Genomic DNA, 26,591 nt, shown 5'->3' on the forward strand with positions numbered 1-26,591 from the left:
ACTGTCGTCCCGGGGCGCGAAGCGAGCCCGGGCGACACCGTTTACTGGGGTAGCGGCGTTCCAACTCAGTCGCAGCACACTCACGAATTCCGTCGCGTCGCATTCGCGGCAATCGCCGCAGCCGCGGTCCGGTTCTCCACGCCGAGCTTGGAGTAGATCTGCTCCAGATGCTTGTCGACCGTGCGCGGGCTGAGGCCCAAGATTTGCGCGATGTCGCGGTTGGTCTTGCCCTTGCTGAGCCAGGCCAGCACCTCTCCCTCCCGCGTGGTGAGGCCGAGCTCGCTGGTGAATTCGGGGGGCAGCGCGGTGCCGGACTCCCTGGAGAGCCGCAGCAGGAACTCGTTCGGCGCGGTCTCGCCCATGTAGAAGAGCCGAAGTTTCGGATTGTCGGGCAAGGAAGCTCCTTGAGACTTCGAGCTGCCCTTGGCTTTGGCCTGCTCCAGCCATTGCAGCAGCGATGGCGGCAGGATGAAGTCCTCGGCCTGTGCGCCCTGATGATCCGACAGCAGCTTCTGCGCCTGCGGCGTCGCCCAGAGCACGGTGCCCTGGCGATTGACGGCGAATAGGAAGCGGCCGGAGACGTCGAGTGCGGCGCGTGCGCTCTGGGTCAGCCGGGCATTGCCGAGATGGACGCGGATGCGCGCCAGCATCTCCTCGATCACGATCGGCTTGGTCACGTAGTCGACGCCGCCGGCTTCCAGTCCACGAACGATGTGCTCGGTCTCCGCAAGACCTGTCATGAAGATCACAGGGACGTTGGCGAGACCCGCATCGCGCTTGAGCCGGCGGCAGGTCTCGAAGCCGTCGATGCCCGGCATCACGGCATCGAGCAGCACGATGTCGGGCGTGATCTGATCGATGATGCGCATCGCCGCGGCGCCGTCGAGCGCCACCATCACCGTCATGCCGGCGCCGTCGAGCGCGTCGGTGAGCAGCCGCAGCGTCTCCGGGGAATCATCGACAACGAGCGCGACGTCGCGCTTCTTTGGTTCAATGCTCATAAGCATGCAACGTCTTCAATGTAGCCATGTACTGGTCGAGATCGAAGCGATCGACCAGCGACCGCATCTGCGCGACGAAGTCGGCATGTTCAGGATGCTCGCTGCCGATCTCGTCCAGCTTCAACTGGATGCCCTTGACGTAGCCGATCTGGCCTAGCCCGATCAGCGCCTCGATGTGCCGCAGCGGCGGCTTTGATCCGGTCTCGGGATGCCAGAACGGCACCGCGACCTCGTCCGAATCGTATTGCCATTCGAGCTTCAGGAGCTGGCGGATCGTCTCCAGCAGCCGCGGGATGTCGATCGGCTTCATCAGGTAGCCGTCATGGAAGGGTTGTGCAAGCGGCGCACCGTGGGCCTCGATCGCGCTTGCCGACACCATCAGGATGCGCGCTTGGTGATGTCCGTTCGCGCGCAGGGCCTCGGCGACAGCCCAGCCGTCCATGGCAGGCATCGAGATATCGAGCAGGAATAGATCGGGCCGGCAATGCTGTGCCAGCGCCAGGCAGCCCGCGCCGTCGGGTGCGCTTAGCAGGATGAAGCCGAGCGGTGTCAGCACCTCGCGCAGGAGGTCGCGATGCACGGGATCATCGTCGGTGACGAGGATGGTCTTGCGCGCGCCGTGATAGCCGGAGACCGGCGCCTCCACTGGCGCGATGCGCTGGGGATTGGCGACCTCCGAGAGCAGGATCTTGACCTTGAACGTTGAGCCGGTGCCGACCGTGCTCGTAACCTTGATATCGCCGCCCATCACGCCGGCAAGGAGGCGACTGATGGTCAGGCCGAGGCCGGTGCCGGTCTGCGGCTGCGCGACGCCGAGCGCGCCGCGTTCGAACGGCGCGAAGATGCGCTCGAGATCGTCGCCCTGGATGCCGGGGCCGGTGTCGATCACCTCGAACTCGGCAACGGGGCTGCGATAGTGCACGACGAACTGCACGCTGCCGGTCTGGGTGAATTTTATGGCATTGGAAAGCAAATTGATCAGCACCTGGCGCAGCCGCTTCTCGTCGGCATAGACGACGACCGGCAGATGCGCCGGCCGCCTGAACACGAAGTCGATGCCTTTGGCGGCAGCCTGGAGACGGAACATGCCGACGAGCTGGTCCAGGAATTCGCTCAAGCGCACCTCGTCGCGCGACAGATATAGCCGCCCCGCCTCGATCTTGGAGATGTCCAGGATACCGTCGATCAGGCCGGACAGGTGATCGGCGCTGCGGCGGACGACGCGGACCTGGTCGCGCGGCTTCGGGCCCAGCGTCGTATCCTGCTCGAGCAGCTGGGCATAGCCGCTGATCGCATTCAGCGGCGAGCGCAGCTCGTGGCTCAGGCCCACCACGTAGCGGCTCTTGGCCAGATTGGCGGATTCGGCGACCTCCTTAGCACGCTGCAGTTCGGCGTCGGTGCGCTTGTGCGCGTCGATCTCCTGGATCAGCAGCGCAGTCTGACGCCGCGTCTCGGCCTCGGCGGCGCGGCGGCTCTGCTGCGCCAGCACGAACAGCCAGGCCACCACGCCGATGATGATGCTGAGCGAGAAGAATACCTTCCACAGCACGTTCGAGACCAGCATGTTTTCACCATGCACGCTGGCCGAGGTCTGGAGATAGATCAGTCCGAGCACCAGCGCGACGAGGCCGGCGGAGACCACGAAGACGCCGATATAGTGGCCGAACTGCGAGTTGATCCGCGCATAGATCGGCTGCGGCAGAATTCTGCCGAGTGCGTCGGCGAACTGCACTTGCGCACGCCCGTGTGGCTTGCAGAGATCGTGGCAGCGGGCGTCGAGCGAGCAGCACAGCGAGCAGATCGGGCCGGCATAGGCGGGGCAGGAGGTGGTGTCTTCAGGCTCGAAGCTGTGCTCGCAGATACAGCACTGGATCGCCTCGATATTGGCCCAGCTTCTCTTCGGTTTGCGCGCGATATAGAATTTTCCGTCCGTCAGCCAGGCGATCACAGGCGCGGTGACGAAGGCGACCGTGAGCGCGACGAAGGCGGCGAGCGCCTTCATGGTCGGGCCGAACAGGCCGTAGAACGCCGCGATCGAGACGATGATCGCGAGCGTCATCGCGCCGACACCGACCGGATTGATGTCGTAGAGATGCGCCCGCTTGAATTCCATCTGCGGCGGACGCAGGCCGAGCGGCTTGTTGACCACGAGGTCCGACACCAGCGCGCCAACCCAGGCGATCGCGACGTTGGAGTAGAGCGCCAGCGTCTGCTCCAGCGCCTTGTAGACGCCGATCTCCATCAGAAGCAGCGCCACCATCACGTTGAACACCAGCCAGACCACGCGGCCGGGATGGCTATGGGTCAGGCGCGAGAAGAAATTCGACCAGGCGATCGAACCCGCATAGGCGTTGGTGACGTTGATCTTGATCTGCGACAGGATCACGAAGATGCCGGTCAGGGCCAGTACGAGGTCCGGCTCGGACAGCACGTAGCGAAAGGCGACGAGATACATATGCGCGGGCTCGGCGGCCTCTTCGGCCGGCACGCCATGACTCAGTGCAAAGAACGCGAGGAACGAGCCGGCCAGGAGCTTCAGCGCGCCGAGCACGATCCAGCCCGGCCCCGCGCTCATCAGCGCGATCCACCACGATGCCCTGGAGGCGCGGCGGTCGCGCGGCAGAAACCTGAGGAAATCGACCTGCTCGCCGATCTGCGCCACCAGCGAGAACACCACGGAGGATGCCACGCCGAACAGCAACAGGTCGAAATGCCCGTTGAGGTCGCCGTGTTCACCGGAAAACTTGCGCCATTCCGTGAACGAGTGGGGATTGGCCCAGGCGATCGCGACAAAGGGCAGGATGTGCAGGATGATCCAGAGCGGCTGCGTCCAGAGCTGGAAGCGGCTGATCAGTGTGATGCCGTAGGTTACGAGCGGGATGATCGCCACCGCGCTGATGAGGTAGCCGATCGGGCGCGGAATGCCCAAGCACATCTCCAGTGCGGTCGCCAGGATCACCGCCTCCACCGCGAAGAAGATGAAAGTAAAGGACGCGTAGATCAGCGACGTCACGGTCGAGCCGATATAGCCGAAGCCGGCGCCGCGGGTGAGGAGGTCGATGTCGATGCCGCATTTGGCGGCATGATAGGCAATCGGCACGCCGCAGCAGAAGATGATGGCGGAGACGACGAGGATCGCGGCCGCGGCGTTGGTGACGCCGTAATTCAGCGTGATGGTGCCGCCGATCGCCTCCAGCACCAGGAAGGAGATCGCGCCGATTGCGGTGTTGGCGACGCGGGCGGCAGACCACCGCCGCGCGCTCTTGGCGGTGAAGCGCAGCGCGTAGTCTTCCAGCGTCTGGTTGGCGACCCATTGGTTGTACTGGCGCCTGACGCGGTCTATTCGCTGCCGCCCTGCCACCTAACCCTACTCCCGATACGGACCCGGACCCCTCGCAAATTCCGTACCAAAAGCCTACGTCGGCATTTTGCGGTGCAGTATACGCGATCTTGCGTATGCTTGGGCTGCATAAATTCGAGCCATCCTCACGGGCACCAATCGCGTGTTCTCGAACAAAAGTGGGGTGCTCATGTCAGACGAAGCAAACAAGGGCCTGTTGTCGCCGCTGCGGCGCAAATTGTTGATGGGAATGGCGGCCGTGCCGGCCATCACGATGCTGCCGCGGGCGTCCTTTGCGCAGGCGCCGGCGACCTCGGCGGTCAACACCACGGGTCTGGCAGTTACCGACACCGAAGTGACGGTTGGCATCCTGCATTCGGCGACCGGCACCATGGCGATCTCCGAGACCGGCTCGATCCAGGCCGAAAAGCTCGCGATCGAGCAGATCAACGCGGCGGGCGGCGTGCTCGGCCGCAAGATCAAGTTCATCCAGGAGGACGGCGCATCGGACTGGCCGACTTTCGCCGAGAAGGCGAAGAAGCTGCTTGTGAACGACAAGGTTGCGGCCATCATGGGCTGCTGGACCTCGGCCTCCCGCAAGGCGGTGCTGCCGGTGGTCGAGCAGTATAACGGCATGCTCTACTACCCGACCTTCTACGAAGGCCTCGAGCAATCCAAGAACGTGATCTACACCGGCCAGGAAGCGACCCAGCAGATTCTCGCCGGCCTGAACTGGATCGCCAAGGAGAAGGGCGCCAAGTCGTTCTTCTTCATCGGCTCGGACTACATCTGGCCGCGCACCTCCAACAAGATCGCCCGCAAGCACGTCGAGAACGTGCTCAAGGGCAAGGTCGTCGGCGAGGAATACTATGCGCTCGGCTCGACCCAGTTCAACTCGGTCATCAACAAGATCAAGCTGACCAAGCCCGACGTGATCTTCACCGACGTCGTCGGCGGCTCCAACGTCGCCTTCTACAAGCAGCTCAAGGCGGCCGGCGTCGATCTCGCCAAGCAGCCGCTGCTCACGATTTCGGTGACCGAGGATGAGATCGACGGCATCGGCGGTGAGAACATCGCGGGCGCCTATGCCTGCATGAAGTACTTCCAGTCCCTCGACAATCCCAACAACAAGGCTTTCGTGTCGGTGTTCAAGAAGATGTGGGGCGAGAAGACCGTGATCGGAGACGTCACCCAGGCTGCCTATCTCGGCCCATGGCTGTGGAAGCTGACGGTCGAGAAGGCCGGCTCCTTCGACGTCGACAAGATCGCCGCTGCCTCGCCGGGCGTCGAGTTCAAGGGAGCTCCGGAAGGCTACGTGCGCGTCCACGAGAATCATCACCTCTGGTCGAAGACCCGGGTGGGACGCGCCAAGCTCGATGGCCAGTTCGAGCTGATCTACGAGACCGCCGATCTCGTCGAGCCGGATCCGTTCCCCAAGGGCTATCAGTAAGAGCCGCGGCGTTCGCCGCACTTTCCCCCAAGGCAAAACCGCTCCCTGGCGTGGACCGCAAGTCCATGCCTCAAGCCCCCGCGTCGCGAATCTGCTCGCGACGCGGGACCCTTTCCCGACGGAGGACATAGATGTTCGGCGACTATTCGATTGGCGACCTCGGCTCGATCTTCGTCATGCAGGGGTTTGCCGGACTGATCCTGTTCTCCGTCTACGTTCTGATGGCGCTCGGGCTCGCGATCATCTTCGGCCAGATGGGCGTCATCAACATGGCCCACGGCGAGTTCATGATCCTCGGGGCCTACGTCACCTGGATGACGTCAAATCTCTTCCAGACCTATTTGCCGAGTCTGTTCAGTGGTTACTTCTTCCTCGCCATGATCCTCGCTTTTCTCGCCTCCGGTGCGTTGGGGATGGTGGTGGAATGGGTGCTGATACGGCACCTCTACAAGCGCCCGCTCGATACGCTGCTTGCGACCTGGGGCCTCAGCCTGATGCTGCAGCAGGCCTATCGCTCCGTTTTCGGCGCGCGCGAGGTGGGTGTCGAGCTGCCGCAATGGATGCTCGGCTCGCTGCACGTGACCGACAGCATCGAGGTGCCGATCAACGGCGTCTTCGTGATGGGGCTCACGGTGCTGATCACCATCTCCGTCGCCTACGTTCTCTACATGTCGCGCTGGGGCCGCCAGGTGCGCGCGGTCGTGCAGAACCGCGTCATGGCCGGTGCAGTCGGCATCAACACCGAGAAGGTCGATCGCTTCACGTTCGGCCTCGGCTGCGGCATCGCGGGCGTCGCCGGCAGCGCCTTCACCATGATCGGCTCGACCGGGCCGACGTCGGGGCAGCTCTACATCGTCGATACGTTCCTGGTCGTCGTGTTCGGCGGCGCGGCGAGCCTGCTCGGCACCATCGCTTCGGCCTTCTCGATCTCGCAGACGCAATCCACCCTCGAGTTCTTCATGTCGGGCTCGATGGCCAAGGTGCTGACGCTGCTCGCGGTCGTCGGCATCCTGATGCTGCGCCCGCAGGGTCTCTTCGCCCTCAAGGTCCGGAAATAACGAGAGGCAAGTCATGATCATCAACTCACGCTTCTTCAACCGATCCGAGCTCATGGGCTTCATTGCCTTGGCCGCCGTGTTGTTCGTGATCCTGCCCCTGACGCTGGACGTGTTCCGCCTCAACCTGGTCGCAAAATACCTGACCTACGCCTTTGTCGCGATCGGTCTCGTGCTGTGCTGGGGATATGGCGGCATCTTGAGCCTGGGGCAGGGCGTGTTCTTCGGCCTCGGCGGCTATTGCATGGCGATGTTCCTCAAGCTCGAGGCCTCGAGCGTCGAGAACACCAAGATCCAGTCGACGCCCGGCATTCCCGATTTCATGGACTGGAATCAGATCACGGCGCTGCCGTTCTTCTGGCAGCCGTTTCACAGCCTGACCTTCACCATCCTCGCCATCATCCTGGTGCCCGGCCTGTTCGCCCTGATCATCGGCACCGCGATGTTCAAGCGCCGCGTCGGCGGCACCTATTTCGCGATCATCACCCAGGCCGTCGCCGCCATCCTCACCATCCTGATCGTGGGTCAACAGGGCTATACCGGCGGCATCAACGGCATGACCGATCTGCGCACGCTCAAGGGCTGGGACATCCGGCCCGACCACGCCAAGATCATCCTGTACTTCGTCGAGGTGGTGCTGCTGTTCGCCTGCATCGGCATCGCGCAATTCATCCGCCTGACCAAGCTCGGCCGCATTCTGGTGGCGATGCGCGAACAGGAGGACCGCGTCCGCTTCTCCGGCTACAGCGTCGCCAATTTCAAGATCTTTGCCTTCTGCATGGCTGCGATCTTCGCCGCGATCGGCGGCGCCATGTTCGCGCTCAATGTCGGCTTCATGTCGCCGTCCTTCGTCGGCATCGTGCCATCGATCGAGATGGTGATCTACACCGCCGTCGGCGGGCGGATGTCGATCTTCGGCGCGATCTGGGGCGCCATCCTGGTGAATTTCGCCAAGACCAGCCTGTCGGAATCTTTTCCGCAACTCTGGCTGTTCGGCCTCGGCGCGCTGTTCATCGCCGTCGTTCTCGCCTTCCCGAACGGTCTGTCCGGGCTCTGGGCCGATTACGTGCAGCCGCGCATCGATCAGCTGTTCGGCTCGCGCAGGGCGAAGGCGGGCTGGAACGACAACTCCGTCGCCGACGGCGCGCCGGCAGAGTGAGGAGGTAGATCATGCTCATCGGTCATCCCGATGCCGATGCCACGCTGGCAGTGAGGAGGTAGATCATGCTCATCGGTCATCCCGATGCCGATGCCACGCTGGCAGTGAGGAGGTAGATCATGCTCATCGGTCATCCCGATGCCGATGCCACCCTGGCAGTGAGGAGGTAGATCATGCTCATCGGTCATCAGCCCAAGGAATTCCTGCTCGCGGTTTCCGGACTGACCGTCTCGTTCGACGGCTTCAAGGCAGTCAACGATCTCTCCTTCTACGTCGAGGAGAACGAGATCCGCGTCATCATCGGTCCCAACGGGGCGGGCAAGACCACTGTGCTTGACCTGATCTGCGGCAAGACCAAGGCAACGTCGGGTTCAATTCAGTTTCGTGGCAAGGAGCTCACGAAAATGAGAGAAAACGAGATCGTGCAGACCGGTGTCGGGCGCAAGTTCCAGACGCCGTCGGTGTTCGAGGACCTCACCGTTTTCGAGAATCTCGAGATCTCGTTTCCGCGCGGCCGCACCGTGTTCGGCTCGCTGACCTTTCAGCGTGATCAGCTGGTGAAGGACCGGGTCGAAGAGGTCGCGGAGATGATCTTCCTGAAGGACAAGCTCAATACCTATGCCGACGAGCTCAGCCATGGCCAGAAGCAGTGGCTCGAGATCGGCATGCTGCTGATCCAGGATCCGGACCTGTTGATGCTCGACGAGCCCGTCGCCGGCATGAGCGTGTCCGAACGCGCCAAGACCGCCGAGCTGCTCAACCGCATCATCAAGAATCGCTCGGTGCTGGTGATCGAGCACGACATGAAATTCGTCGAAGACATCGCCCACAAGGTCACCGTGCTGCACCAGGGCCAGATCCTCTCGGAGGGGACGATGGAGAAGGTGAAGAACGATCCCAAGGTCGTTGAAGTCTATCTGGGACACTGACGATGGCGAGTAAGGGCCAAGCACGCGGGGCGATCTCCGTCCACCTCTCCCACAGGGAGAGGTCGAATGGCGCAGCCATTCGGGTGAGGGGCTTCGCTCCCTCGATGGACCTGCGCCCCCTCACCCGGCGCTACGCCAAGGCCGAAGCTTCGCTTCGGCGTTTTGAAGCATGGCCGCGAAGAGCGGCCTATGCCTCTCCCCGTCGGGCAGAGGTGAAGAAGCACCGAGTCTAGGAGCCAACGATGCTGGCAATTTCAGATCTTCACGTCGCCTACGGCCAGAGCGAGGTGCTGCACGGGCTCAACGTCAAGGTCGCGCCGAACGAGATCGTCGCGATCATGGGCCGCAACGGCATGGGCAAGACCACGCTGATGAAATCGCTGATGGGCATCCTGCCGGCCAAAAGCGGTTCGGTGACCATGGATGGCGCCGAGCTCGGCGGTCTCAAGAGCTACGAGCGCGTCGCCAAGGGCCTCGCCTATGTGCCGCAGGGTCGCATGATCTTCTCCACCATGACGGTGAAGGAGAACATCGAGACCGGCCTCGTCGTCTGCGGCGGCTCCGAGGTGCCAAGCGACATCTACGAATTGTTTCCGGTGCTGCTGGAGATGAAGGGCCGCCGCGGCGGCAATCTCTCCGGCGGCCAGCAGCAGCAGCTCGCGATCGCGCGCGCGCTTGCGACCAAGCCGAAGGTGCTGCTGCTGGATGAACCGACCGAGGGCATCCAGCCGTCGATCATCAAGGAGATGGCGCGCACGCTCAAGCGCATCCGCGACGAGAAGGGGCTCTCGATCGTGGTGTCCGAGCAGGTCCTGAGCTTCGCGCTCGATATCGCCGACCGCGTGCTGGTGATCGAGAACGGCGAGATCGTGCGCGACGATCCGTGCGACGCCGTCGATGCCGCGCAGGTCTCGAAATATCTGTCCGTCTAACCAACCGCAAGTAGAAGGGGAGCATCTCGATGCCAGAGACACTGATCAAGGTCGATCTCACCAAATCGGCCTATGAAAACGACATGGTGCACAACCGCTGGCACCCCGACATTCCGATCGTGGCCTGGGTCAATCCCGGCGACGACTTCATCATCGAGACCTATGATTGGACCGGCGGCTTCATCAAGAACAACGATTCCGCCGACGACGTGCGCGACATCGACCTGTCGATCGTGCACTTCCTCTCCGGCCCGATCGGCGTCAAGGGCGCCGAGCCCGGCGATCTCCTTGTCGTCGACCTGCTCGACGTCGGCCCGCTCAAGGAGAGCCTTTGGGGCTTCAACGGCTTCTTCTCCAAGCAGAACGGCGGCGGATTCCTCACCGACCACTTCCCGCTGGCGCAGAAGTCGATCTGGGACATCAAGGGCCTCTACACCTCCTCGCGCCATGTGCCAGGCGTAAATTTTGCTGGCCTGATCCATCCCGGCCTGATCGGCTGTCTGCCCGATCCGAAGATGCTCGAGACCTGGAACAAGCGCGAGGCCGAGCTGATCTCGACCAATCCGACCCGCGTGCCCGGTTTGGCTAACCCGCCGTTCGCGGCGACCGCCCATGGCGGCCGTGCCAAGGGTGACGTCAAGGCCAAGATCGGATCGGAAGGTGCGCGCACTGTGCCGCCGCGCGAGCATGGCGGCAATTGCGACATCAAGGATCTCTCCCGCGGTTCGAAGATCTATTTCCCGGTCTACGTGCCCGGCGCAGGTCTTTCGATGGGCGACCTGCACTTCAGCCAGGGCGACGGCGAGATCACCTTCTGCGGCGCCATCGAGATGGCCGGCTGGCTGCACCTGAAGGTCGAGGTGATCAAGGACGGCATGTCGAAATACGGCATCAAGAACCCGATCTTCAAGCCGTCGCCGATCACGCCCAACTACAAAGACTATCTGATCTTCGAAGGCATCTCGGTGGATGAAGCCGGCAAGCAGCATTATCTCGACGTTCACATCGCCTACCGCCAGGCCTGCCTCAACGCGATCGAATACCTGAAGAAGTTCGGCTACTCCGGCGCCCAGGCCTATTCGATCCTCGGCACCGCGCCGTGCCAGGGCCACATCTCCGGCGTGGTCGACGTGCCCAACGCCTGCGCCACGCTATGGCTGCCGACCGAGATCTTCGACTTCGACGTGATGCCGTCGGCGGCCGGGCCCATCAAGCACATCACTGGCGACATCCAGATGCCGATCTCGCCGGACAAATGATGCCGCGCTCCCTCTCCCCGTTCTTGCGGGGAGAGGGTCGGGATGAGGGCTGCCTTCGCATGAGCGCAGCAGCGAGCTCCGTTGAACACGTTAGGGATGATGCGATGCCCGTCTATGAATATCTCTGTGACGACTGCGGACCTTTCAAGGACCTCCGCCCGATGGCGGAATGCGATGATCCGCAAAGCTGCCCGCATTGCGAGAGCATGGCCCCGCGGGTGATCCTGACGGCGCCGAACTTCTTCTGCATGCCCGCGGAGAAGCGCAAGGCGCATGCCGTCAACGAGCGCAGCACGCACGCACCGCAGACGCTGGCGCAATACAGGGCCTCGCACGGCCCCGGCTGCGGCTGCTGCTCGTCGGGCAAGACGGTGAAGGACAAGAGCCCGACGGACAGGAAAAAGCCGGCGCGGCTGATGACCCAGACCAGGAGCGGCGCCAAGGGCTTTCCGACCGCGCGGCCCTGGATGATCAGCCACTAACCCCACGCCTCACGCCAATAAAAGACAGGAGCGCTCAACATGCTTCACGGCGACATTTCCAGCAGCAACGACACGGTCGGTGTCGCGGTGGTCAACTACAAGATGCCGCGCCTGCACACCAAGGCCGAGGTGCTCGATAACGCCCGCAAGATCGCCGACATGATCGTCGGCATGAAGGTCGGCCTGCCCGGCATGGATCTCGTGATCTTTCCGGAATATTCCACGCAAGGAATCATGTACGACTCCAAGGAGATGTACGAGACCGCGTCCGTGGTGCCGGGCGAGGAAACCGCGATCTTCGCCGAGGCCTGCCGCAAGGCCAAGGTGTGGGGTGTATTCTCGCTCACCGGCGAGCGCCACGAGGAGCATCCGCACAAGGCGCCCTACAACACCCTGATCCTGATGAACGACAAGGGCGAGATCGTGCAGAAGTACCGCAAGATCATGCCCTGGGTGCCGATCGAAGGCTGGTATCCCGGCAATTGCACCTATGTCTCCGAGGGTCCGAAAGGCCTCAAGGTCAGCCTGATCATCTGCGACGATGGCAATTATCCGGAGATCTGGCGCGACTGCGCTATGAAGGGCGCCGAGCTGATCGTGCGCTGCCAGGGCTATATGTATCCGGCCAAGGAGCAGCAGGTCATGATCTCGAAGGCGATGGCGTGGGCCAACAACGTCTATGTCGCGGTCGCCAATGCTGCCGGCTTCGACGGCGTCTATTCCTATTTCGGCCACTCCGCGATCATCGGCTTCGACGGTCGTACGCTCGGCGAGTGCGGCGAGGAGGATTATGGCATCCAGTACGCCCAGCTGTCGAAACATCTGATCCGCGACGCGCGCCGCAACGGCCAGTCGCAAAACCATCTCTACAAGCTGGTCCACCGCGGCTACACCGGCATGATCAATTCCGGCGACAGCCCGCGCGGTGTCGCGGCGTGCCCGTATGACTTCTACAAGAATTGGATTAGGGATCCCGAAGGCACGCGGGACATGGTCGAGGCGATGACCCGCTCGACGCCGGGGACGGACGAGTGCCCGATCGAAGGCATCCCGAATGGAGCGTCCCCGAGCAATTACTGAGTCAGTGCTGGTGCACGTCACCCGCTCGTGACGCCGAAAAGGAACTCGTGCACCACGTGTCGGAGATTACCGCTTCTGCTCCGTGGGTCTGCGCGGTGGGCGCGGGGCCGTAGCTGCCGGCACGCCGCTCATCTTGTTGGCGGCCTCGCTGACGTCGAGCAGCGAGCGGCGGATGTCTTCGAGGTAGGTCGCCGACTTCTTCTTCATGGTGCCGGCAAGCTCGTGCAGCTCCCTGATTCTCTCGAACAGCTCGTCGGCCTTGCCGTCGACGAAGCCCGGCACCACGCCCTCGATCTTTGCGACCGCCTTGTCGAATCCCGCAAAGGCGCTGTCGACCTTGGCCATGACCGAATCGATCTGAGCAGCCTTGCTCCTGAGATCGGCGGTGGTGGTCTCGAACGTACGCAGGCCCTCCTTGATCGCGGGGGCGTTGTTCACGATGGCACGGTCGACGCTGTGCAGGGTTTCGACGATGGATTCGGCATCGCTGAGATCAGCGGTCAGCACGGGGATGCCGTCTGCGTCGAGCGGCACCGGCGGCGCAGAGGGGGCGCCGCCGATCAGTGAGATGGCAGCAATGCCGGTGAGGCCCTGGAACTCGATGCCTGCCACGGTGTCCTTGCGGATCGGCGCGGTGTTGTCGAGCGCGACGAGCGCCACGATCCTGCGGGGATTATCCAGCTTGATCGACAGGATCTGGCCGGCGGGCACGCCGTCGAAATTGACCGGCCCACCGCGGCGCAGTCCGCTGGCGGAGCCGCCTTCGAACACCACGCGCAACTGGCTGCGGCTCTGGATCGTGCGCCATTTCTGCACGCCGAGCAGGCCGCCGAACGCCACGGCGATCGCCGCCAGCGTCGCCGTTCCGATCACAAGATTGCTCGCGCGTGCCATGCAGGAGCGATTCTACGGCCAAACCGGGGAAGTTGGAAGGAGCCCGCAATGGTACATCGGGCGGGTTAACGACTTGTCCGCCGAAGCGCGAGGAGCGAAGCCGAAATCGTGATCCGCTAACGCCGCGTGTGTGGATGGACCTGATTGGCGGATCACGCTGCCGCTAACCCGACCGCCCCCTTCAGTGCCCGGCCGCGCGTCTTGCCGCGGCGTTGTTGAGCACGATCAGCGCATCGACCGCGACGCCCGTCCTGGTGTTGATCAGGAACGGGTTGATGTCGACCGAGGCGATCCGGTCGCCGGCATCCGCGATCAAATTGGACAGCCCGACCAGCGCCTTCACCGCCGACGCCTCATGCAAAGCCGGCCTGCCGCGATAGCCGCGCATCTTGATCCCGGCCTTGGTGCGGCCGATCAGCAGCCGCGCCTCGGCCTCATCCAGCGGCGCGCCGGCGAGCGCGACGTCCTTCATCAGCTCGATGTCGATGCCACCGGTGCCGAACAGCACCACCGGCCCCATCTCGGCATCGAGCGAAGCGCCGACCACGAGCTCGAGCTCGGCCTTGACCTGCTGTGCGATCAGGATGCCATCGAGTTTCGGCTTGCCCTTCAGCTTCTTGACCCGTGCGGTGATGTCGGCGAACGCCTTCTTCACCTCGGCCGCGCTGTTGAGATCCAGCACCACACCGCCGATGTCGGACTTGTGCAGGATCTCTGCACTGACGACCTTTGCCACGACCGGAAATCCGATCTGCGTGGCAATCGTCGCGGCTTCCGCCGCGGTCTGTGCGATCGCCTCCTTCGAGATCGGGATGCCGTAGACCTTCAGCAGCTTCTTCGAGGCGACCTCGTCGAGTGCGGCGCCAGTCGCCGATCTCAATGCCTTCTCCAGCACGGCACGCGCGGCGGGTTTAGAGCTGGAGACGATGTCGGGCACCTCCTTGCGCAACTTCGCGTAGTCGAGCAGCGACTTGATCGCGGTCACCGCGCGGTCCATGCCCTGCATGACCGCAAGATGGGGCAGGGATTTGCGCAGGCTCTTGGTGAATGCGGTGAAGCCGATCGACATCGCACTGACATAGATCACGGGCTTTGCGGCCCGGCTCGCCATCTCGTTGACGATGCGCAAATTCCGCTCGCGCAGCTCGTGCGGCACCTTCGGCAGCTCGGCATCGATGATGACGATGTCGATATCGGGATCGTCGATCATCAGCTTGATCGATTTCATGTAGACGGAGGGATCGACGACGGCGGCAAAGCCGGCGTCGAGCGGATTGCCGACGATCGAGCCCGGCCCGAGCATTTTTGCCAGCTCCGAGCTGACATGCGGGCTTAGCGGCGCGAAGTTCAGGCCTTCCTTGTAGAAGGCGTCGATCAGCATGCCGCGTTTGCCGCCGGACAGCGTCACGGCCGCGAGCCGGTCACCTTTCGGCACGGCAGAATGAACGAAACATTCGGTGGTCTCGATCAGCTCGTCGAGGCCCCCAACCCTGATCACGCCTTCGCGTGTGGCGATCGCGTCAAACGTCTCGATCGAGCCCGCCAGCGCGCCGGTATGGGCCATCGCCGCGGCGCGGCCACCCTCTGATACCCCGAGCTTGAGCGCGATCACGGGCTTGCTGGCGGCGCGCGCCGCCTTGCAGGCATCGCGGAACGCCCTGGTGTTGCGCACGCCTTCGAGGTAGACCACGATCACCCTGATGCTCGGATCCTCGGCGAAATAGCGCATGAGGTCGGGCGTCTCGAGTCCGGCCTCGTTGCCTGTCGTCACCATGTAGCCGACCCCGACGCCGCGATCCTCCAGCGCCTGGCGGATCGCCATGACGATGGCGCCGGATTGGCCTGCGATCGCCACCGCGCCTTGCTCCATGGTGACGATGCGGTCGTCGATATTGGTGAAGAGCTTCTCGCCGGCGCTCAAGTTGCCGAGGCAGTTCGGGCCGGTGACGGCGAGGCCCGTCTCGCGGATCGCGGCCTGCAATTCGGCGGCGAGCCTCTGGCTTTCGTCATCCTGCAGCTCGCTGAAGCCTGAGGTGACGATGGTGGCCGAGCGCGCGCCCGCCGCGGCAGCATCGCGGATCACCTGCACGGCGAAGCGCGCCGGTACCAGCACCAGGACGTGGTCGGGCTTTTCCGGAAGGCTCGCGAAATCCTTGTAGCAGGTAACGCCCCAGATGATCTCGCGTTTGGCGTTGACCGGATAGAGCCCGCCCTCGAAGCCGTATTTGACCAGATTGTTCCAGATGCGCTCGGCATAATTGCCGGGCTTATCGGTCGCGCCCACCAACACGATGTTGTGCGGGTGCAGCATTGCGTGGATTCCCTTGACGATGTCGCTGGCATCTGGCGGCGGAGACCATACGCGGGACGCGGACGCAGCAGACACACGGGCTTCCATGGCGTGACCTCACCTGTTGTTGTTCTTTGGTGGCGCGTCACTCTGTTCTATGGCGAGTCCTTCGGAGTGGCAACCGTGTGGCTGGTATGCCGTGTGGTGGAATGAAGTGCGCATCGGTGTGTGTCAGTCCGATCGGCGATCTATCTGTCGGCTCCAATCAATGTCGCATGCAGGACGTAGCGTTCGGGACCAGAGGTCACGGCGTCGAACGGCCAGCAGGTCGCGAGGACAAGCCCGAAACCTTGTGCCGCGGCGTCGATACCCGATGCATCGAAGCGGACCACGGCCGACGAATCCGCGCGATAGCGAAAATGTCGACCGTCGCTGCGCGTGACGTCGATGACGTCACCCATGGCAACATTCCGCAGGAAGCGGAAATGAGTGTCGCGATGCGCGGCATAGACAGCAGTTCCGCGTTCGCCAGCATCAGCCGTGTGCTGGACATGGCCGGGCCCGAAAGCAAGCGCCTGTCCGCTCGCGCCTTCCAGCACGATGGCGCTGGCGCCGATCCGCTTGACCTCGATGCGCGCCACCGGCCAGGTGTCGGCCCACGACCATGGCTTCACCGCCTGGCCCGTCGCAATGCTCCTGTCGAATGCCTGCTCCAGCAACACCTGCGCCAACCACGCCTTGGCATGGATATAGGCGCCGTCGCCGAACAGGATGAGGCCGATCAGCGCCAATAGCAGGGGAGAGATGAGGCGGGGCATTGTGTTTCGTCTCCCGTCATTGCTTCGTCGCTTCGCTCCTCGCAATGACGATCAAAAAAGGCGCGCGCGGCCGTTGTACGGGACGGGCAGCCGCGCGCGCTAACAGAGGAGTTCGGGGATGCTCCTCTCTCAAGCGGCGTCGGTGAGCAAGGACCGGCGCCGTTTGAACACGAACAGGGTCAGGGCGAGCACGATCAGGATCAGGCCTGCAATCATCTTCAGCTCGGCCGAGGTTGCAGTCTTGGGCAGGCGGATCGCATCGGGTGCGGCGGGTGTCGGCCGTCGTGCCGCCGGCTGATCGCGCGCATCGGCATGACGTTCGCGCAGCTGCGTCGGCGTCGGATGCGGCCGTTCGCCGAACACTTTCTCGAAGTCCCAGCCGGCCGGAAGATTGATCGGCAGGTCGCTGAGCTTGAGCGGTTCGCCCTCAGGACGGCTCGGTGTCTCGTCGACCGCGACGAGGCTGGTCAGTCGCGTGACGATCTGATGATCGAGCGCCAGCGCCAGGATCGCCTTGTCGGCTTCCTCTGGCGTCATCTCGCGCAAGGTGCGCGCCACTTCGGCATCGCTGATCTTGCGCTTGGCCCAGAGCTTTGACAGGCCCTTGCCCTCGGCGGCGTTTTGCAGCGGCAGCGTCACCGACCACGGACGGTCGCCGACGCGGCCCTTGATCTCGAGCGAGCCCGCGAGCTTGTCGAGCCTGGCCGCCAGCACCAAGGGCTCGTCGCGATAGACGTCCGGAATGATCGCCGGGGTGACGTCGGCTTTGGTGTCGGAGAATTTTGCGCTGAGACCGGTCACCGCCGGATTTTCCAGCTTGGCGAAGAGGCCGCGCATGCGCTCCTCCACCTGCTCGACGGAGCCGATATGGGTGAAGGCACCGCGGCCGAGCTCGGCGGCACGGGTCATCAGATAGGTGTTGGGCGCCGACCCGATGCCGACCATGAACACGCGCGAGCGACCGCGCATCGTCGTGATCGCATCGAATAGTTGCTGTTCGTTGCCGATCGCGCCGTCGGTCAGGAACACGACCTGGCGAACCATATTGGTATCGCCGAGCTCGTCGGTCAGCGCCGCGCGCATCGCCGGCACCATCTCGGTGCCGCCGCGCGCCTGCAACGCGCCGACGAACGAGGTCGCCTCGCCGACATGGGTGGCATCCGCCGGCACGGAGGCCGGAAACAGCACGTCCATGGTGTCGTCGAAGCGGATCACGTTGAACCGATCATTCGGCTGCAGGCGGCGGAGCGCATAGAGCAGGCTCGCCTTCGCCTGGACGATGGAGGTGCCACCCATCGAACCGGAATTGTCGATCACGAACACGACCTCGCGCGGCAGCGGCTTCTGCGTCGCCTGCTCGGCGCTCGGCGGGGTGACGAAGGCGAGCACGTAGTCGGCATCGCCGACATGCTCGCGGAACAGGCCGACCGACGGTGCCTTCTCCGGGGTCGGCTTCCAGGTCAGCTCGAAATCGCGGTCGGCAGGGACAGCGCCATCAGCAAGCGTGACGATGCGCGTCGTGTTGTCCGGGCTCTCGATCTTAACGTTATGATGGTGGCTCTTGACCTCGCCGAGCGCAAAGCCGGCGTTCAGGCGCACCGTGATGCTGGTCGGGTTGACCGGCGCGTTCCTGGCAGGATCCAGCACCGGCGGCGAGATGCGGTCGCGATCCGGCACGGGATCCGATGTCGTCGCGCCCCAGCCCGAGCCGTCCTTGCGGAAGTCGACGCTCTGCACGATCGGCGCTGGATTGTAGCGCGGAGCGACCAACAGCGGCAGGCGCAGCGAATACTCATTGCCGGATTGATGCACCGGCTCCTGATATTCGATCTGCACCAGCACGGTCTCGCCGGGGCCGATATTGGCGACCGAGTTGGTGAAGATGTTGGGCCGCTCCTGCTCGGTCAGCGCGGCCTTCCGGCCGGCGCGGCGCGCCTCCTCGTAGATCACGCGCGCCTGCTGCCGCTCCTTGATGTCGCCGACGATGACGCGGTCGCCGACCACCATCTTGAGCGTGTCGACGGCGCCATCGGTCGCGAGCGGATAGACATAGGTGGCTTCGACACAATCCTTGGTCGGGTTGCGAAACACCTGGGTGACGCGCGCGCGCAGCGTCGGGCCCGATACCGTGATATCGAGGTCCGTGCCAAGGCGGATCGCCTCGGCATAGGCGCCGTCTTCCTTCAGCAGCAGGCTGCCGGATCTCGCGTCGCCGGGCTGGAGCAGGCCGGCCTGTTCGGTCGTTGCCGACCAGCTCGTCCCGAAGCTCACCAGCAGCGCCAGGACGGCGACCAGCATCACTGCGATGCTCTGTGCGAGAAGGAACAGTCCGACCTTGATGAGCCGGCTCAACAGGGGGTGTTCGTCGCTCTCCGCCGTGTCGTAGGTGTCCATTTGGCTTGCTCCCGAAGCGTGTTTGCTGGCTCTCAACATCCGCCGGCAGGGCACCTTTTCGCGAGCAGAATGATCGGCAATGTTCCGCCCCGGCCGGCCCGGACTTGCTTCCGCCGGGGTGGCCATGTGCGGTTTTGTGCTGCTTTGTCCGCCCTGCTAGGATGGGACTCTCAAGGCAGGGTTGACGATGCAGACGCAGGCCGACAAGCAGCTTTCAGACGAGCAGAGCCGCGAGATCGCGGAAACCATTCGCGAGGAGCTGGCCAGACGCCGGATCTCCCGGCAGGCGCTGGCGGAGCAGGCCAAGCTTAGTCTGTCGACGCTGGAGAAAGTTTTAGGCGGCCGCCGGCCGTTCACGCTGGCAACGACGGTCCGTCTGGAGCAAGCGCTGGGCGTGTCCTTGCGCAAGAACGCCGTCGTCGTGACGCCTCCCGCCGAAAACGATGTCGCGCCCGACAGCCTCGGCTCCTATGCGCATCGCGCCGTCACCTGGCTCGAGGACGTCTACGTCACCCTGCGGCCCTCCTTCGGCGACAAGGATGCGATCTTCGCCTATCGCACCGAGATCGTCTGGGAGCCGAAGGTCTCGTCGCTGGTCTTCCGCGAGGGCGATCGGACCGATGCCGCCTATGAGCACACCGGCGAGGTCGCCGTGCCCCATCAGTCCGGCTTCATCTACCTCGTCATCATCAAGCACGGCCAGCATCGCGTGATCACGGTGTCGCGCCCGACGGTTTCCGGCGAGATGTACGGCATCATCTCGACGCTCCGCGCCGGCCCCGGCTCGCAGTTGACGCCGATCGCTGCACCCATCGCCTATGTACCGATCAGGAACGTTGCGAAGCCGTCCCTCGGGCGGGTCGCGTCCGGCGATGCCAACTATGAGCTGTACCGAAAGCACCTGCGCCGCACGGTGGATGAGCCGTTCGCGCTGTTCCTGCCGGCATAACCTCGCCTCGACCTCGCTCACTTGAAAAGATAGCGGCCTTTTCGGCCGCTATCTGGCAGGGGGCGTATTCAACCGGTCCGGACTAAAGCGCGATGAGATTTGGATGAATCGTCATCGCGCTTTAGCTTGTTGTTTACGCATGATCTTTCCGGAAAACCGCTTCGCACTTTTCCGGATCATGCTTTAGCCTCCGATTTCGGCGCTGATGATGTCGCCGAATAGCTCCCATTGACCAGCCTTGAACCGGATCATCTTGAGCTGCTCGATCGGCGCGAAGTCGTTGGCGCTGGTATTGATCTTGATGCCCGGGATGAGCGTATCGGGCGCAAAGTCCTTCAGGTTCGCGGCCTGCTTCATCACGTTCTCCCGCGTCAGATTGTCCCCGCACTGCTTCAAGGTCTGCACCAGGGTCTGAGCAGCGGCATAGCCGTAGACGAGATTGGTGTCGGAGACGTTGGCGCCCGGCATGTACTTGTCGATGAAGGCGAGGAATTTCTTCATGCCTTCATCATCCTTCCATTGCGGGTCTGATGCGTCCTTCAGATAGGTCGCCGACAGCACGCCTTCCGACGCGTCGAGCCCCGCGGGTTTCATCACCGCGCCGATCGAGATCGACACGTCGGTCATCACGTGCATCGGCTTCCATTCGAGCTCGGCGATCTTCTTGATCGCCTGTGCCGCGAATTTCGGCGTCGAGATGTTGACGAACACGTTGGCGCCGGTGCCCTTCAGCTTGACGATGTGGGAATCGATCGAGGGCTCGGTGGTCTCATAGCTCTCCTCCGCCACGATCAGCGAAGATGCCTTCTCGCCAAAGATCTCCTTGATGCCGGCGACGTAGTCCTTGCCGAAATCGTCGTTGGCATAGAAGATGGCGACCTTGGCATCCGGCTTCGCCTGCAGGATATATTTCGCGAAGATCCGCGCCTCGACCCGATAGCTCGGCTGGAAGCCCATGGTCCAGGGAAAGTTCTTCGGGTCGTTCCATTTGCTGGCGCCGGTGGCGAGGAAGAGCTGCGGCACCTTCTTGGCATTCTGATATTTCTGCACGGCGGTCTGGGTCGGCGTGCCCAGCGCGTTGAACACCAGGAACACCTCGTCACTCTCGATCAGCTTGCGGACCTGCTCCACGGTCTTGGGCGGCGAATAGCCGTCATCGTAGGAGATCCAGTTGATCTTGCGGCCGTTGATGCCGCCCTGGTCGTTGATCATCTTGAAATAAGCTTCCTCGGTCTTGCCGATGACGCCGTAGGCGGAAGCAGGGCCCGAATAGGCCTCGACATTGCCGATCTTGATCTCGGTGTCGCTGGCACCGGTGTCGTACTTCTTCTGCGCAGAGGCGCTCTGAACCGAGAGCAAGGTCAGGGCCGTCGCCGCGGCGAGTAAGGCGATTTTCTTGTTCTTCATGGAAATACCTTCGCTTTTGTGGGGTGGGGCAGGCACTTCAAAAAAGAAAAGCGCTCGTGAGGGGCGCTTCTTTCAGGCGTTGGCGACTTTCTTGTCGACTTCGGAAGTCATCGAGAACTGCTTGCGCAAGGTCGGCTTGTGGATCTTGCCGGTGGCGTTGCGCGGCAGCGCATCGACGAAGCGGATCTGGCGCGGGCATTTGAAGCGCGCCAGATTGGCCGCACAATGCGCAAAGACGTCGGCCTCGGTCAGCTTCTGGCCGGGCTTGAGCGCGACGATGGCAAGGCCCACCTCGCCCCATTGCACGTCGGGAATACCGATCACGGCGGCTTCCGCGATCGCGGTGAGCTGGTGCAGGACGTTCTCGACCTCAGCCGGATAGACGTTCTCGCCGCCCGAGATGTACATGTCCTTCCAGCGGTCGACGATGTAGTAAAAACCCTCATCGTCGACGCGCGTGGCATCGCCCGTATGCAGCCAGCCATCGGTGAAGGATGTCTTGTTCGCCTCCGGCCTGTTCCAGTAGCCCGGCGTGATGTTCGGCCCCCGGACCCAGAGCTCGCCAAGCTCGCCGACATCGGCGTCGCTGCCATCGGGGCGGACGACGCGCACCTCGGTGTGCAGTACCGGCTTGCCGGCGGAGCCGGCCTTGCGCGCCGCATCCTCTCGGTCGAGCACCAGCACGGCCGGCGAGGTCTCGGTCATGCCATAGCCCTGCTGCAGCGCGACGCCGCGTGCCTCCCAGACTTTCAACAACGGCACCGGCATCGGTGCGCCGCCGACACCGCCGACGATCAGCCGGCTGAGATCGGTAGTCGCGAAGGCCGGATGCTGCGCCATGAACTGATAGATCGCGGGCACGCCGAAGAACACGTTGATGCCCTGCGCGGGATCGTTGATTAGGCCGAGCGCCGTGCCGGGATCGAATGCGCGCATGATCATCACGGTCCCGCCTGCGTGCAGGACCGGATTGGTGTAGCAATTCAGGCCGCCGGTGTGGAACAACGGCAGCACGGTGAGCAGCACCGAGGACGGACCGATGCAGGCGGGGCCGCCGAGATTGACGCAATTCCAGAACGTCATGCCATGGGTGATGGTCGCGCCCTTCGGATGTCCGGTCGTGCCCGAGGTGTACATGATGGTCGAGATATCATCGAGCGTGACCTCCTCGGCGCGGCCCAGCGGCTTTGCGGCGGCGATGCCGGCCTCATAGGTGCCGCCCGGACCAAGCAGCAGGTTCGTCGTAACCCCGCAAAGCTTCGCCACGCTCTGCGCGGTCTCGGCCAGATCAATATCGTGGATCATCACCTTCGGCGCGCAATCGCCGGTGATGAACTGAAGCTCGGGAACGGTGAGGCGGGTGTTCAGCGGCACGAAGATGGCACCCAACCGGCCACAAGCGAACTGCACCTCCAGCGTATCGGTCGTGTTTAACGCCAGCACTGCGACGCGATCGCCGCGCGAGACGTTGAGCGTGTGGCGCAGGAACGAGGCGAGGCGCGAGACACGGGCATCCAGCTGCGAATAGGTGAAGCGTCGCTCGCTCGCGAGATCGATGAGCGCGACCTTGTTCGGCGCGCGGCGTCCATGATGGGCGATCCAGTCGTAGTAACGAATGGCCAAGAATTCCTCCCTCGGGCGGTCTTGTGCGCCCTCTTTTCTTTGTTGCCCATGCACCATGCCCGGCGTGGCCCTGGGGGCCAGCCGGAGTCTGTGCAGCAACTTTTTTGCGCCAGAGTTGGCCTGCGAGCGGCGAAAATCGTCTTGCGTTGAGTGGCTAGGTTGCTGCCTTGCCCGGAGCGCCGGCTCCAGTCAGCCACTCCGCGCAAGTGAGCTGCCAAGGTTCCGGCCATGGTTGTCGGGACGATTCCCTCCACTAGGCACCTGTGCGATGAAGAGTCCGTTCTATACCGCCGAGCATGACGCCTTCCGCGGCGTCATGCGCCGCTTCGTCGAGAAGGAGATCACGCCCTTCGCCCACGAGTGGGACGAGGCCGGCGAATTCCCGCGCGCGCTCTACCACAAAGCGGCCGAGATCGGTCTGTTGGGGCTCGGATTTCCCGAGGAATATGGCGGGATCGCCGCCGACCAGTTCATGAAGATCGTGGCCAGCCAAGAGCTGGCGCAAGCCGGCGCCGGCGGTATCAGCGCCAGCTTGATGAGCCATACGATTGGATCGCCGCCGATCGCGCGTGCGGCGCGGCCCGAGGTGAAGGCACGTGTGCTGCCGCAGGTGCTGTCAGGCGAGAAGATCTCCGCGCTTGCGATCACCGAGCCGGGCGGCGGCTCGGACGTTGCAAACCTCCGGACGCGGGCGCGCCGCGACGGCGATCACTACGTCGTGAGCGGCGAGAAGACGTTCATCACCTCCGGGATGCGCGCCGATTACCTGACTGTTGCCGTGCGCACCGGCGGCGAGGGCGCCGGCGGCGTCAGCCTGCTCCTGATCGAGGGCGACACGCCCGGCCTGTCGCGGGCGAAGCTGAAGAAGATGGGCTGGTGGGCCTCCGACACCGCGACCTTGCATTTCGACGAATGCCGCGTACCGGCCGAGAACCTGATCGGCGAGGAGGGGCACGGCTTCAAGATCATCATGCAGAATTTCAACAGCGAGCGCATGGGCATGGCGGCGAGCTGCACCGCCTTCGCGCGTGTCTGCCTCGACGAGGCGATCGCCTATGCCAAGGAGCGCAACACCTTCGGCAAGCCGCTCGCGCAGCACCAGGTCATCAGGCACAAGATCGTCGACATGGCGCAGAAGGTCGCCGCTTCCCAAGCGATGCTGGAAATGCTGGCCTGGCGGCTCGAGCAGGGCGAAAGCCCGGTCGCCGAAATCTGCATGATGAAGAACCAGGCGACGCAGACCATGGCGTTCTGCGCCTCCGAGGCCGTGCAGATCTTCGGCGGCGCCGGCTTCATGCGCGGCATCAAGGCCGAGCGCATCTACCGCGAGGTCAAGGTCAACGCCATCGGCGGCGGCACCGAGGAGATCATGAAGGATCTGGCGTCGAGGCAGATGGGGTTATGACGCTCACCGTCATTCCGGGGCGACGCGAAGCGTCGAACTATGGTGCGCTCTTGCGCACCTGCGAATCTCGATCTTGTAGGACCTAGTCTCTGGATTCCGGGTTCGCGCTTCGCGCGCCCCGGAATGACAAAGGGGAAAGAATGCTATTCACCGCCGACCACGACGACATCCGCCGTTCCCTGCAAAAATTCATCGCGAACGAGATCAATCCTCATGTCGACGAATGGGAGAAGGCCGACATCTTCCCGGCGCACGAGCTGTTCAAGAAGATGGGTAGCCTCGGCTTCCTCGGCCTGAACAAGCCGGTCGAGTTCGGCGGTTCCGGCCTCGACTACTCCTACGCCCTGATGATGGCCGAGGAGCTCGGCGCCATCACCTGCGGCGGCGTGCCGATGGCGATCGGGGTGCAGACCGATATGGCGACGCCCGCGCTGGCGCGGTTCGGCTCGGACGAGGTGCGGCGCGAGTTTCTGGCGGCGTCGATCTCGGGCGATTTCGTCGCCTGCATCGGCGTTTCCGAGCCGGGCGCCGGCTCCGACGTCGCCTCGATCAAGACTCAGGCGCGTTCCGACGGCGACGATTACGTCATCAATGGCGGCAAGATGTGGATCACCAACGGCACGCAGGCCGACTGGATCTGCCTGCTCGCTAACACCGGCGACGGGCCGGTTCACCGCAACAAGTCTCTGATCTGCGTCCCCATGAAGAGCAAGGGCGTCACTGTCGCGCGAAAGCTCGACAAGATGGGCATGCGCTCGTCCGACACCGCGCAGATCTTCTTCGATAATGTCCGCGTGCCCAAGCGCAACCGGATCGGTGAGGAGGGCAAAGGCTTCACCTACCAGATGATCCAGTTCCAGGAGGAGCGGCTCTGGGGTGCCGCGGCCTGCCTGAAGGCGCACGAATACATCATCGATCAGACCATAGAGTACACCCGCAATCGCCAGGCTTTCGGCAAGTCGATCCTCGACAACCAGGTCGTCCATTTCAAGCTTGCGGAGATGCAGACCGAGGTCGACCTGCTGCGCGCGCTGATCTATCGCGCGGGCGAGCAGCTGGTCGCGGGCGAGGACGTGACGCGGCTCGCGACCATGGCCAAGCTGAAGGCTGGCCGGCTCGGCCGCGAGCTCACCGACGCCTGCTTGCAATATTGGGGCGGAATGGGCTTTACCAACGAGACGCCGGTCAGCCGCGCCTATCGCGACAGCCGCCTGACCTCGATCGGCGGTGGTGCCGACGAGGTCATGCTGATGGTCCTGTGCAAGATGATGGGCACGCTGCCCGGCAGCAAAGGAAGTGCTTGATGATCACACTCTACCACTGCGACGCCGCGCGCTCGTTCCGCCCGCTCTGGATGCTGGAGGAGATGGGGCTGCCCTATGAATTGAAGATGCTGCCGTTCCCGCCGCGGGTGTTCGCCAAGGATTATCTTGCGCTCAATCCGCTCGGGACCATCCCCTTCCTGATCGACGGCGAGACGCGGATGACCGAATCCTCCGGCATCTGCCATTATCTCGGCATCACATACGGCCCGACGCCGCTGATGGTGGGACCGGAAGATCCCGCCTATGGCACGTTCCTGAACTGGATGTATTTCAGCGACGCCACGTTAACCTTCCCGCAAACGCTGGTGCTCAGATACACCCAACTCGAACCGGAGGAGCGCCGCAACCCGCAGGTCGCCACCGATTACGCAAAATGGTTCCTGGGCAGACTGCGCGCGGTCGAGGCCGCCACGGCCAATGCCGAAAACTTGTGCGCGGGCCGCTTCACTGCCGCTGACATTGTCATCGGTTATGCGCTGCGCCTCGCCGACAGCATCGGTCTCGCCAAGGATTTTGGGCCAAATGTCGCGGCCTATTGGGCGCGCCTGCAGCAGCGCGACGGCTTCAGGCGCGCGGTTGCTGCTGAGCAAAAGGCCGGAAACGAGCAGAATGTTGCACCACGCGTGCGTTGAGATTGTCGTTCCGGGGCGATGCGAAGCATCGAACTCCGGTGCGCCGTTGCGCCTGAGAATCCTCGAGGTTCCGGGTTCGGTCCAATGGACCGCCCCGGAACGACGGCGCTGTTTCCATGACAGCGCTATCCTATCGTGACAGCGCCCAAATTTCCGCTAAGGTGACC

The 26,591-nt window shown here is 63.5% G+C and carries 20 protein-coding genes; 12 read left to right on the plus strand and 8 right to left on the minus strand.

Annotated features, from left to right (window positions below):
• Window positions 1–80 precede the first annotated feature (80 nt).
• Both P6U28_RS33525 and P6U28_RS33530 read right to left on the minus strand, forming a co-directional pair.
• Window positions 81–1,007 (minus strand): response regulator, encoded by a 927-nt coding sequence (locus P6U28_RS33525; RefSeq protein ID WP_407120568.1) that lies wholly within the window; start codon window positions 1,005–1,007, stop codon window positions 81–83.
• A complete protein-coding gene (locus P6U28_RS33530; RefSeq protein WP_129142286.1) occupies window positions 991–4,362 on the minus strand; it encodes an ATP-binding protein in 3,372 nt (1,123 codons plus the stop codon). The genes P6U28_RS33525 and P6U28_RS33530 overlap by 17 nt, the downstream gene beginning before the upstream one ends.
• A gap of 169 nt (window positions 4,363–4,531) precedes the next feature.
• On the opposite strand from P6U28_RS33530, the gene urtA reads away from it, so the two are divergent.
• The 8 genes from urtA to P6U28_RS33570 all read left to right on the plus strand — a co-directional run bounded on the left by urtA (window position 4,532) and on the right by P6U28_RS33570 (window position 12,687).
• The gene (gene urtA, locus P6U28_RS33535; protein WP_407120569.1) at window positions 4,532–5,791 is read left to right on the plus strand and encodes an urea ABC transporter substrate-binding protein; all 1,260 of its coding nucleotides are present in this window, start codon (window positions 4,532–4,534) and stop codon (window positions 5,789–5,791) included.
• Window positions 5,792–5,922: 131 nt separating this feature from the next.
• Window positions 5,923–6,849, plus strand: coding sequence for an urea ABC transporter permease subunit UrtB (gene urtB, locus P6U28_RS33540; protein WP_122406190.1), 927 nt, complete (start codon window positions 5,923–5,925; stop codon window positions 6,847–6,849).
• A gap of 13 nt (window positions 6,850–6,862) precedes the next feature.
• Window positions 6,863–8,005: an urea ABC transporter permease subunit UrtC gene (urtC, locus tag P6U28_RS33545; RefSeq protein WP_407120570.1), complete on the plus strand. Its 1,143-nt coding sequence runs from the start codon at window positions 6,863–6,865 to the stop codon at window positions 8,003–8,005.
• A gap of 173 nt (window positions 8,006–8,178) precedes the next feature.
• Window positions 8,179–8,934: an urea ABC transporter ATP-binding protein UrtD gene (gene urtD, locus P6U28_RS33550; protein ID WP_027575221.1), complete on the plus strand. Its 756-nt coding sequence runs from the start codon at window positions 8,179–8,181 to the stop codon at window positions 8,932–8,934.
• A 242-nt stretch (window positions 8,935–9,176) separates the two neighbouring features.
• Window positions 9,177–9,866, plus strand: coding sequence for an urea ABC transporter ATP-binding subunit UrtE (gene urtE, locus P6U28_RS33555; RefSeq protein WP_122406189.1), 690 nt, complete (start codon window positions 9,177–9,179; stop codon window positions 9,864–9,866).
• Between the two features lie 29 nt (window positions 9,867–9,895).
• Window positions 9,896–11,125 carry a formamidase gene (gene fmdA, locus P6U28_RS33560; protein ID WP_407120571.1) on the plus strand — a complete coding sequence of 410 codons (1,230 nt, stop codon included), beginning with the start codon at window positions 9,896–9,898 and terminating at the stop codon, window positions 11,123–11,125.
• A 104-nt stretch (window positions 11,126–11,229) separates the two neighbouring features.
• Entirely contained in the window at window positions 11,230–11,607 is a 378-nt protein-coding gene (locus P6U28_RS33565; RefSeq protein ID WP_407120572.1) for an FmdB family zinc ribbon protein, read from the plus strand.
• A 39-nt stretch (window positions 11,608–11,646) separates the two neighbouring features.
• Window positions 11,647–12,687, plus strand: coding sequence for an aliphatic amidase (locus P6U28_RS33570; RefSeq protein ID WP_407120573.1), 1,041 nt, complete (start codon window positions 11,647–11,649; stop codon window positions 12,685–12,687).
• A 66-nt stretch (window positions 12,688–12,753) separates the two neighbouring features.
• Here P6U28_RS33570 and P6U28_RS33575 read toward each other — a convergent pair whose 3' ends face one another.
• The 4 genes from P6U28_RS33575 to P6U28_RS33590 form a co-directional block, all read right to left on the minus strand.
• Window positions 12,754–13,581 carry an MlaD family protein gene (locus P6U28_RS33575; RefSeq protein ID WP_407120574.1) on the minus strand — a complete coding sequence of 276 codons (828 nt, stop codon included), beginning with the start codon at window positions 13,579–13,581 and terminating at the stop codon, window positions 12,754–12,756.
• A 181-nt stretch (window positions 13,582–13,762) separates the two neighbouring features.
• Window positions 13,763–15,979, minus strand: a complete 2,217-nt coding sequence (locus tag P6U28_RS33580) for an acetate--CoA ligase family protein (RefSeq protein WP_407120575.1) — start codon at window positions 15,977–15,979, stop codon at window positions 13,763–13,765.
• A gap of 140 nt (window positions 15,980–16,119) precedes the next feature.
• Window positions 16,120–16,689 (minus strand): class GN sortase, encoded by a 570-nt coding sequence (locus tag P6U28_RS33585; RefSeq protein WP_122406184.1) that lies wholly within the window; start codon window positions 16,687–16,689, stop codon window positions 16,120–16,122.
• 129 nt (window positions 16,690–16,818) lie between these two features.
• The gene (locus tag P6U28_RS33590) at window positions 16,819–19,083 is read right to left on the minus strand and encodes a marine proteobacterial sortase target protein (RefSeq protein ID WP_407120576.1); all 2,265 of its coding nucleotides are present in this window, start codon (window positions 19,081–19,083) and stop codon (window positions 16,819–16,821) included.
• 187 nt (window positions 19,084–19,270) lie between these two features.
• Between P6U28_RS33590 and P6U28_RS33595 the strand changes: the two genes are divergently transcribed.
• Window positions 19,271–20,032 (plus strand): helix-turn-helix transcriptional regulator, encoded by a 762-nt coding sequence (locus tag P6U28_RS33595; RefSeq protein ID WP_162500514.1) that lies wholly within the window; start codon window positions 19,271–19,273, stop codon window positions 20,030–20,032.
• Between the two features lie 183 nt (window positions 20,033–20,215).
• On the opposite strand, the gene P6U28_RS33600 is transcribed toward P6U28_RS33595, so the two are convergent.
• Together P6U28_RS33600 and P6U28_RS33605 are read right to left on the minus strand one after the other, a co-directional pair.
• Window positions 20,216–21,439, minus strand: coding sequence for an ABC transporter substrate-binding protein (locus tag P6U28_RS33600; RefSeq protein ID WP_407120577.1), 1,224 nt, complete (start codon window positions 21,437–21,439; stop codon window positions 20,216–20,218).
• A gap of 72 nt (window positions 21,440–21,511) precedes the next feature.
• Window positions 21,512–23,062 (minus strand): acyl-CoA synthetase, encoded by a 1,551-nt coding sequence (locus P6U28_RS33605; protein ID WP_407120578.1) that lies wholly within the window; start codon window positions 23,060–23,062, stop codon window positions 21,512–21,514.
• A gap of 268 nt (window positions 23,063–23,330) precedes the next feature.
• On the opposite strand from P6U28_RS33605, the gene P6U28_RS33610 reads away from it, so the two are divergent.
• The 3 genes from P6U28_RS33610 (at window position 23,331) to P6U28_RS33620 (ending at window position 26,424) form a co-directional block, all read left to right on the plus strand.
• Window positions 23,331–24,467: an acyl-CoA dehydrogenase family protein gene (locus P6U28_RS33610; protein WP_407120579.1), complete on the plus strand. Its 1,137-nt coding sequence runs from the start codon at window positions 23,331–23,333 to the stop codon at window positions 24,465–24,467.
• A 140-nt stretch (window positions 24,468–24,607) separates the two neighbouring features.
• Window positions 24,608–25,771, plus strand: coding sequence for an acyl-CoA dehydrogenase family protein (locus P6U28_RS33615; protein ID WP_407120580.1), 1,164 nt, complete (start codon window positions 24,608–24,610; stop codon window positions 25,769–25,771).
• On the plus strand, window positions 25,771–26,424 hold the full coding sequence (locus tag P6U28_RS33620; protein WP_122406177.1) for a glutathione S-transferase family protein: 654 nt from the start codon (window positions 25,771–25,773) through the stop codon (window positions 26,422–26,424). The genes P6U28_RS33615 and P6U28_RS33620 overlap by 1 nt, the downstream gene beginning before the upstream one ends.
• Window positions 26,425–26,591: the final 167 nt, after the last annotated feature.

Source organism: Bradyrhizobium sp. STM 3561 (assembly GCF_045571455.1).
GTDB classification, from domain to species: domain Bacteria; phylum Pseudomonadota; class Alphaproteobacteria; order Rhizobiales; family Xanthobacteraceae; genus Bradyrhizobium; species Bradyrhizobium vignae.

Bases quoted from the DNA above. Each gene is read 5' to 3' on its own strand.
- P6U28_RS33525 (WP_407120568.1), bottom strand. From the start codon at position 1,007: ATGCTTATGAGCATTGAACCAAAGAAGCGCGACGTCGCGCTCGTTGTC.
- urtA (WP_407120569.1), top strand. From the start codon at position 4,532: ATGTCAGACGAAGCAAACAAGGGCCTGTTGTCGCCGCTGCGGCGCAAA.
- urtB (WP_122406190.1), top strand. From the start codon at position 5,923: ATGTTCGGCGACTATTCGATTGGCGACCTCGGCTCGATCTTCGTCATG.
- urtC (WP_407120570.1), top strand. From the start codon at position 6,863: ATGATCATCAACTCACGCTTCTTCAACCGATCCGAGCTCATGGGCTTC.
- urtD (WP_027575221.1), top strand. From the start codon at position 8,179: ATGCTCATCGGTCATCAGCCCAAGGAATTCCTGCTCGCGGTTTCCGGA.
- urtE (WP_122406189.1), top strand. From the start codon at position 9,177: ATGCTGGCAATTTCAGATCTTCACGTCGCCTACGGCCAGAGCGAGGTG.
- fmdA (WP_407120571.1), top strand. From the start codon at position 9,896: ATGCCAGAGACACTGATCAAGGTCGATCTCACCAAATCGGCCTATGAA.
- P6U28_RS33565 (WP_407120572.1), top strand. From the start codon at position 11,230: ATGCCCGTCTATGAATATCTCTGTGACGACTGCGGACCTTTCAAGGAC.
- P6U28_RS33570 (WP_407120573.1), top strand. From the start codon at position 11,647: ATGCTTCACGGCGACATTTCCAGCAGCAACGACACGGTCGGTGTCGCG.
- P6U28_RS33575 (WP_407120574.1), bottom strand. From the start codon at position 13,581: ATGGCACGCGCGAGCAATCTTGTGATCGGAACGGCGACGCTGGCGGCG.
- P6U28_RS33580 (WP_407120575.1), bottom strand. From the start codon at position 15,979: ATGGAAGCCCGTGTGTCTGCTGCGTCCGCGTCCCGCGTATGGTCTCCG.
- P6U28_RS33585 (WP_122406184.1), bottom strand. From the start codon at position 16,689: ATGCCCCGCCTCATCTCTCCCCTGCTATTGGCGCTGATCGGCCTCATC.
- P6U28_RS33590 (WP_407120576.1), bottom strand. From the start codon at position 19,083: ATGGACACCTACGACACGGCGGAGAGCGACGAACACCCCCTGTTGAGC.
- P6U28_RS33595 (WP_162500514.1), top strand. From the start codon at position 19,271: ATGCAGACGCAGGCCGACAAGCAGCTTTCAGACGAGCAGAGCCGCGAG.
- P6U28_RS33600 (WP_407120577.1), bottom strand. From the start codon at position 21,439: ATGAAGAACAAGAAAATCGCCTTACTCGCCGCGGCGACGGCCCTGACC.
- P6U28_RS33610 (WP_407120579.1), top strand. From the start codon at position 23,331: ATGAAGAGTCCGTTCTATACCGCCGAGCATGACGCCTTCCGCGGCGTC.
- P6U28_RS33615 (WP_407120580.1), top strand. From the start codon at position 24,608: ATGCTATTCACCGCCGACCACGACGACATCCGCCGTTCCCTGCAAAAA.
- P6U28_RS33620 (WP_122406177.1), top strand. From the start codon at position 25,771: ATGATCACACTCTACCACTGCGACGCCGCGCGCTCGTTCCGCCCGCTC.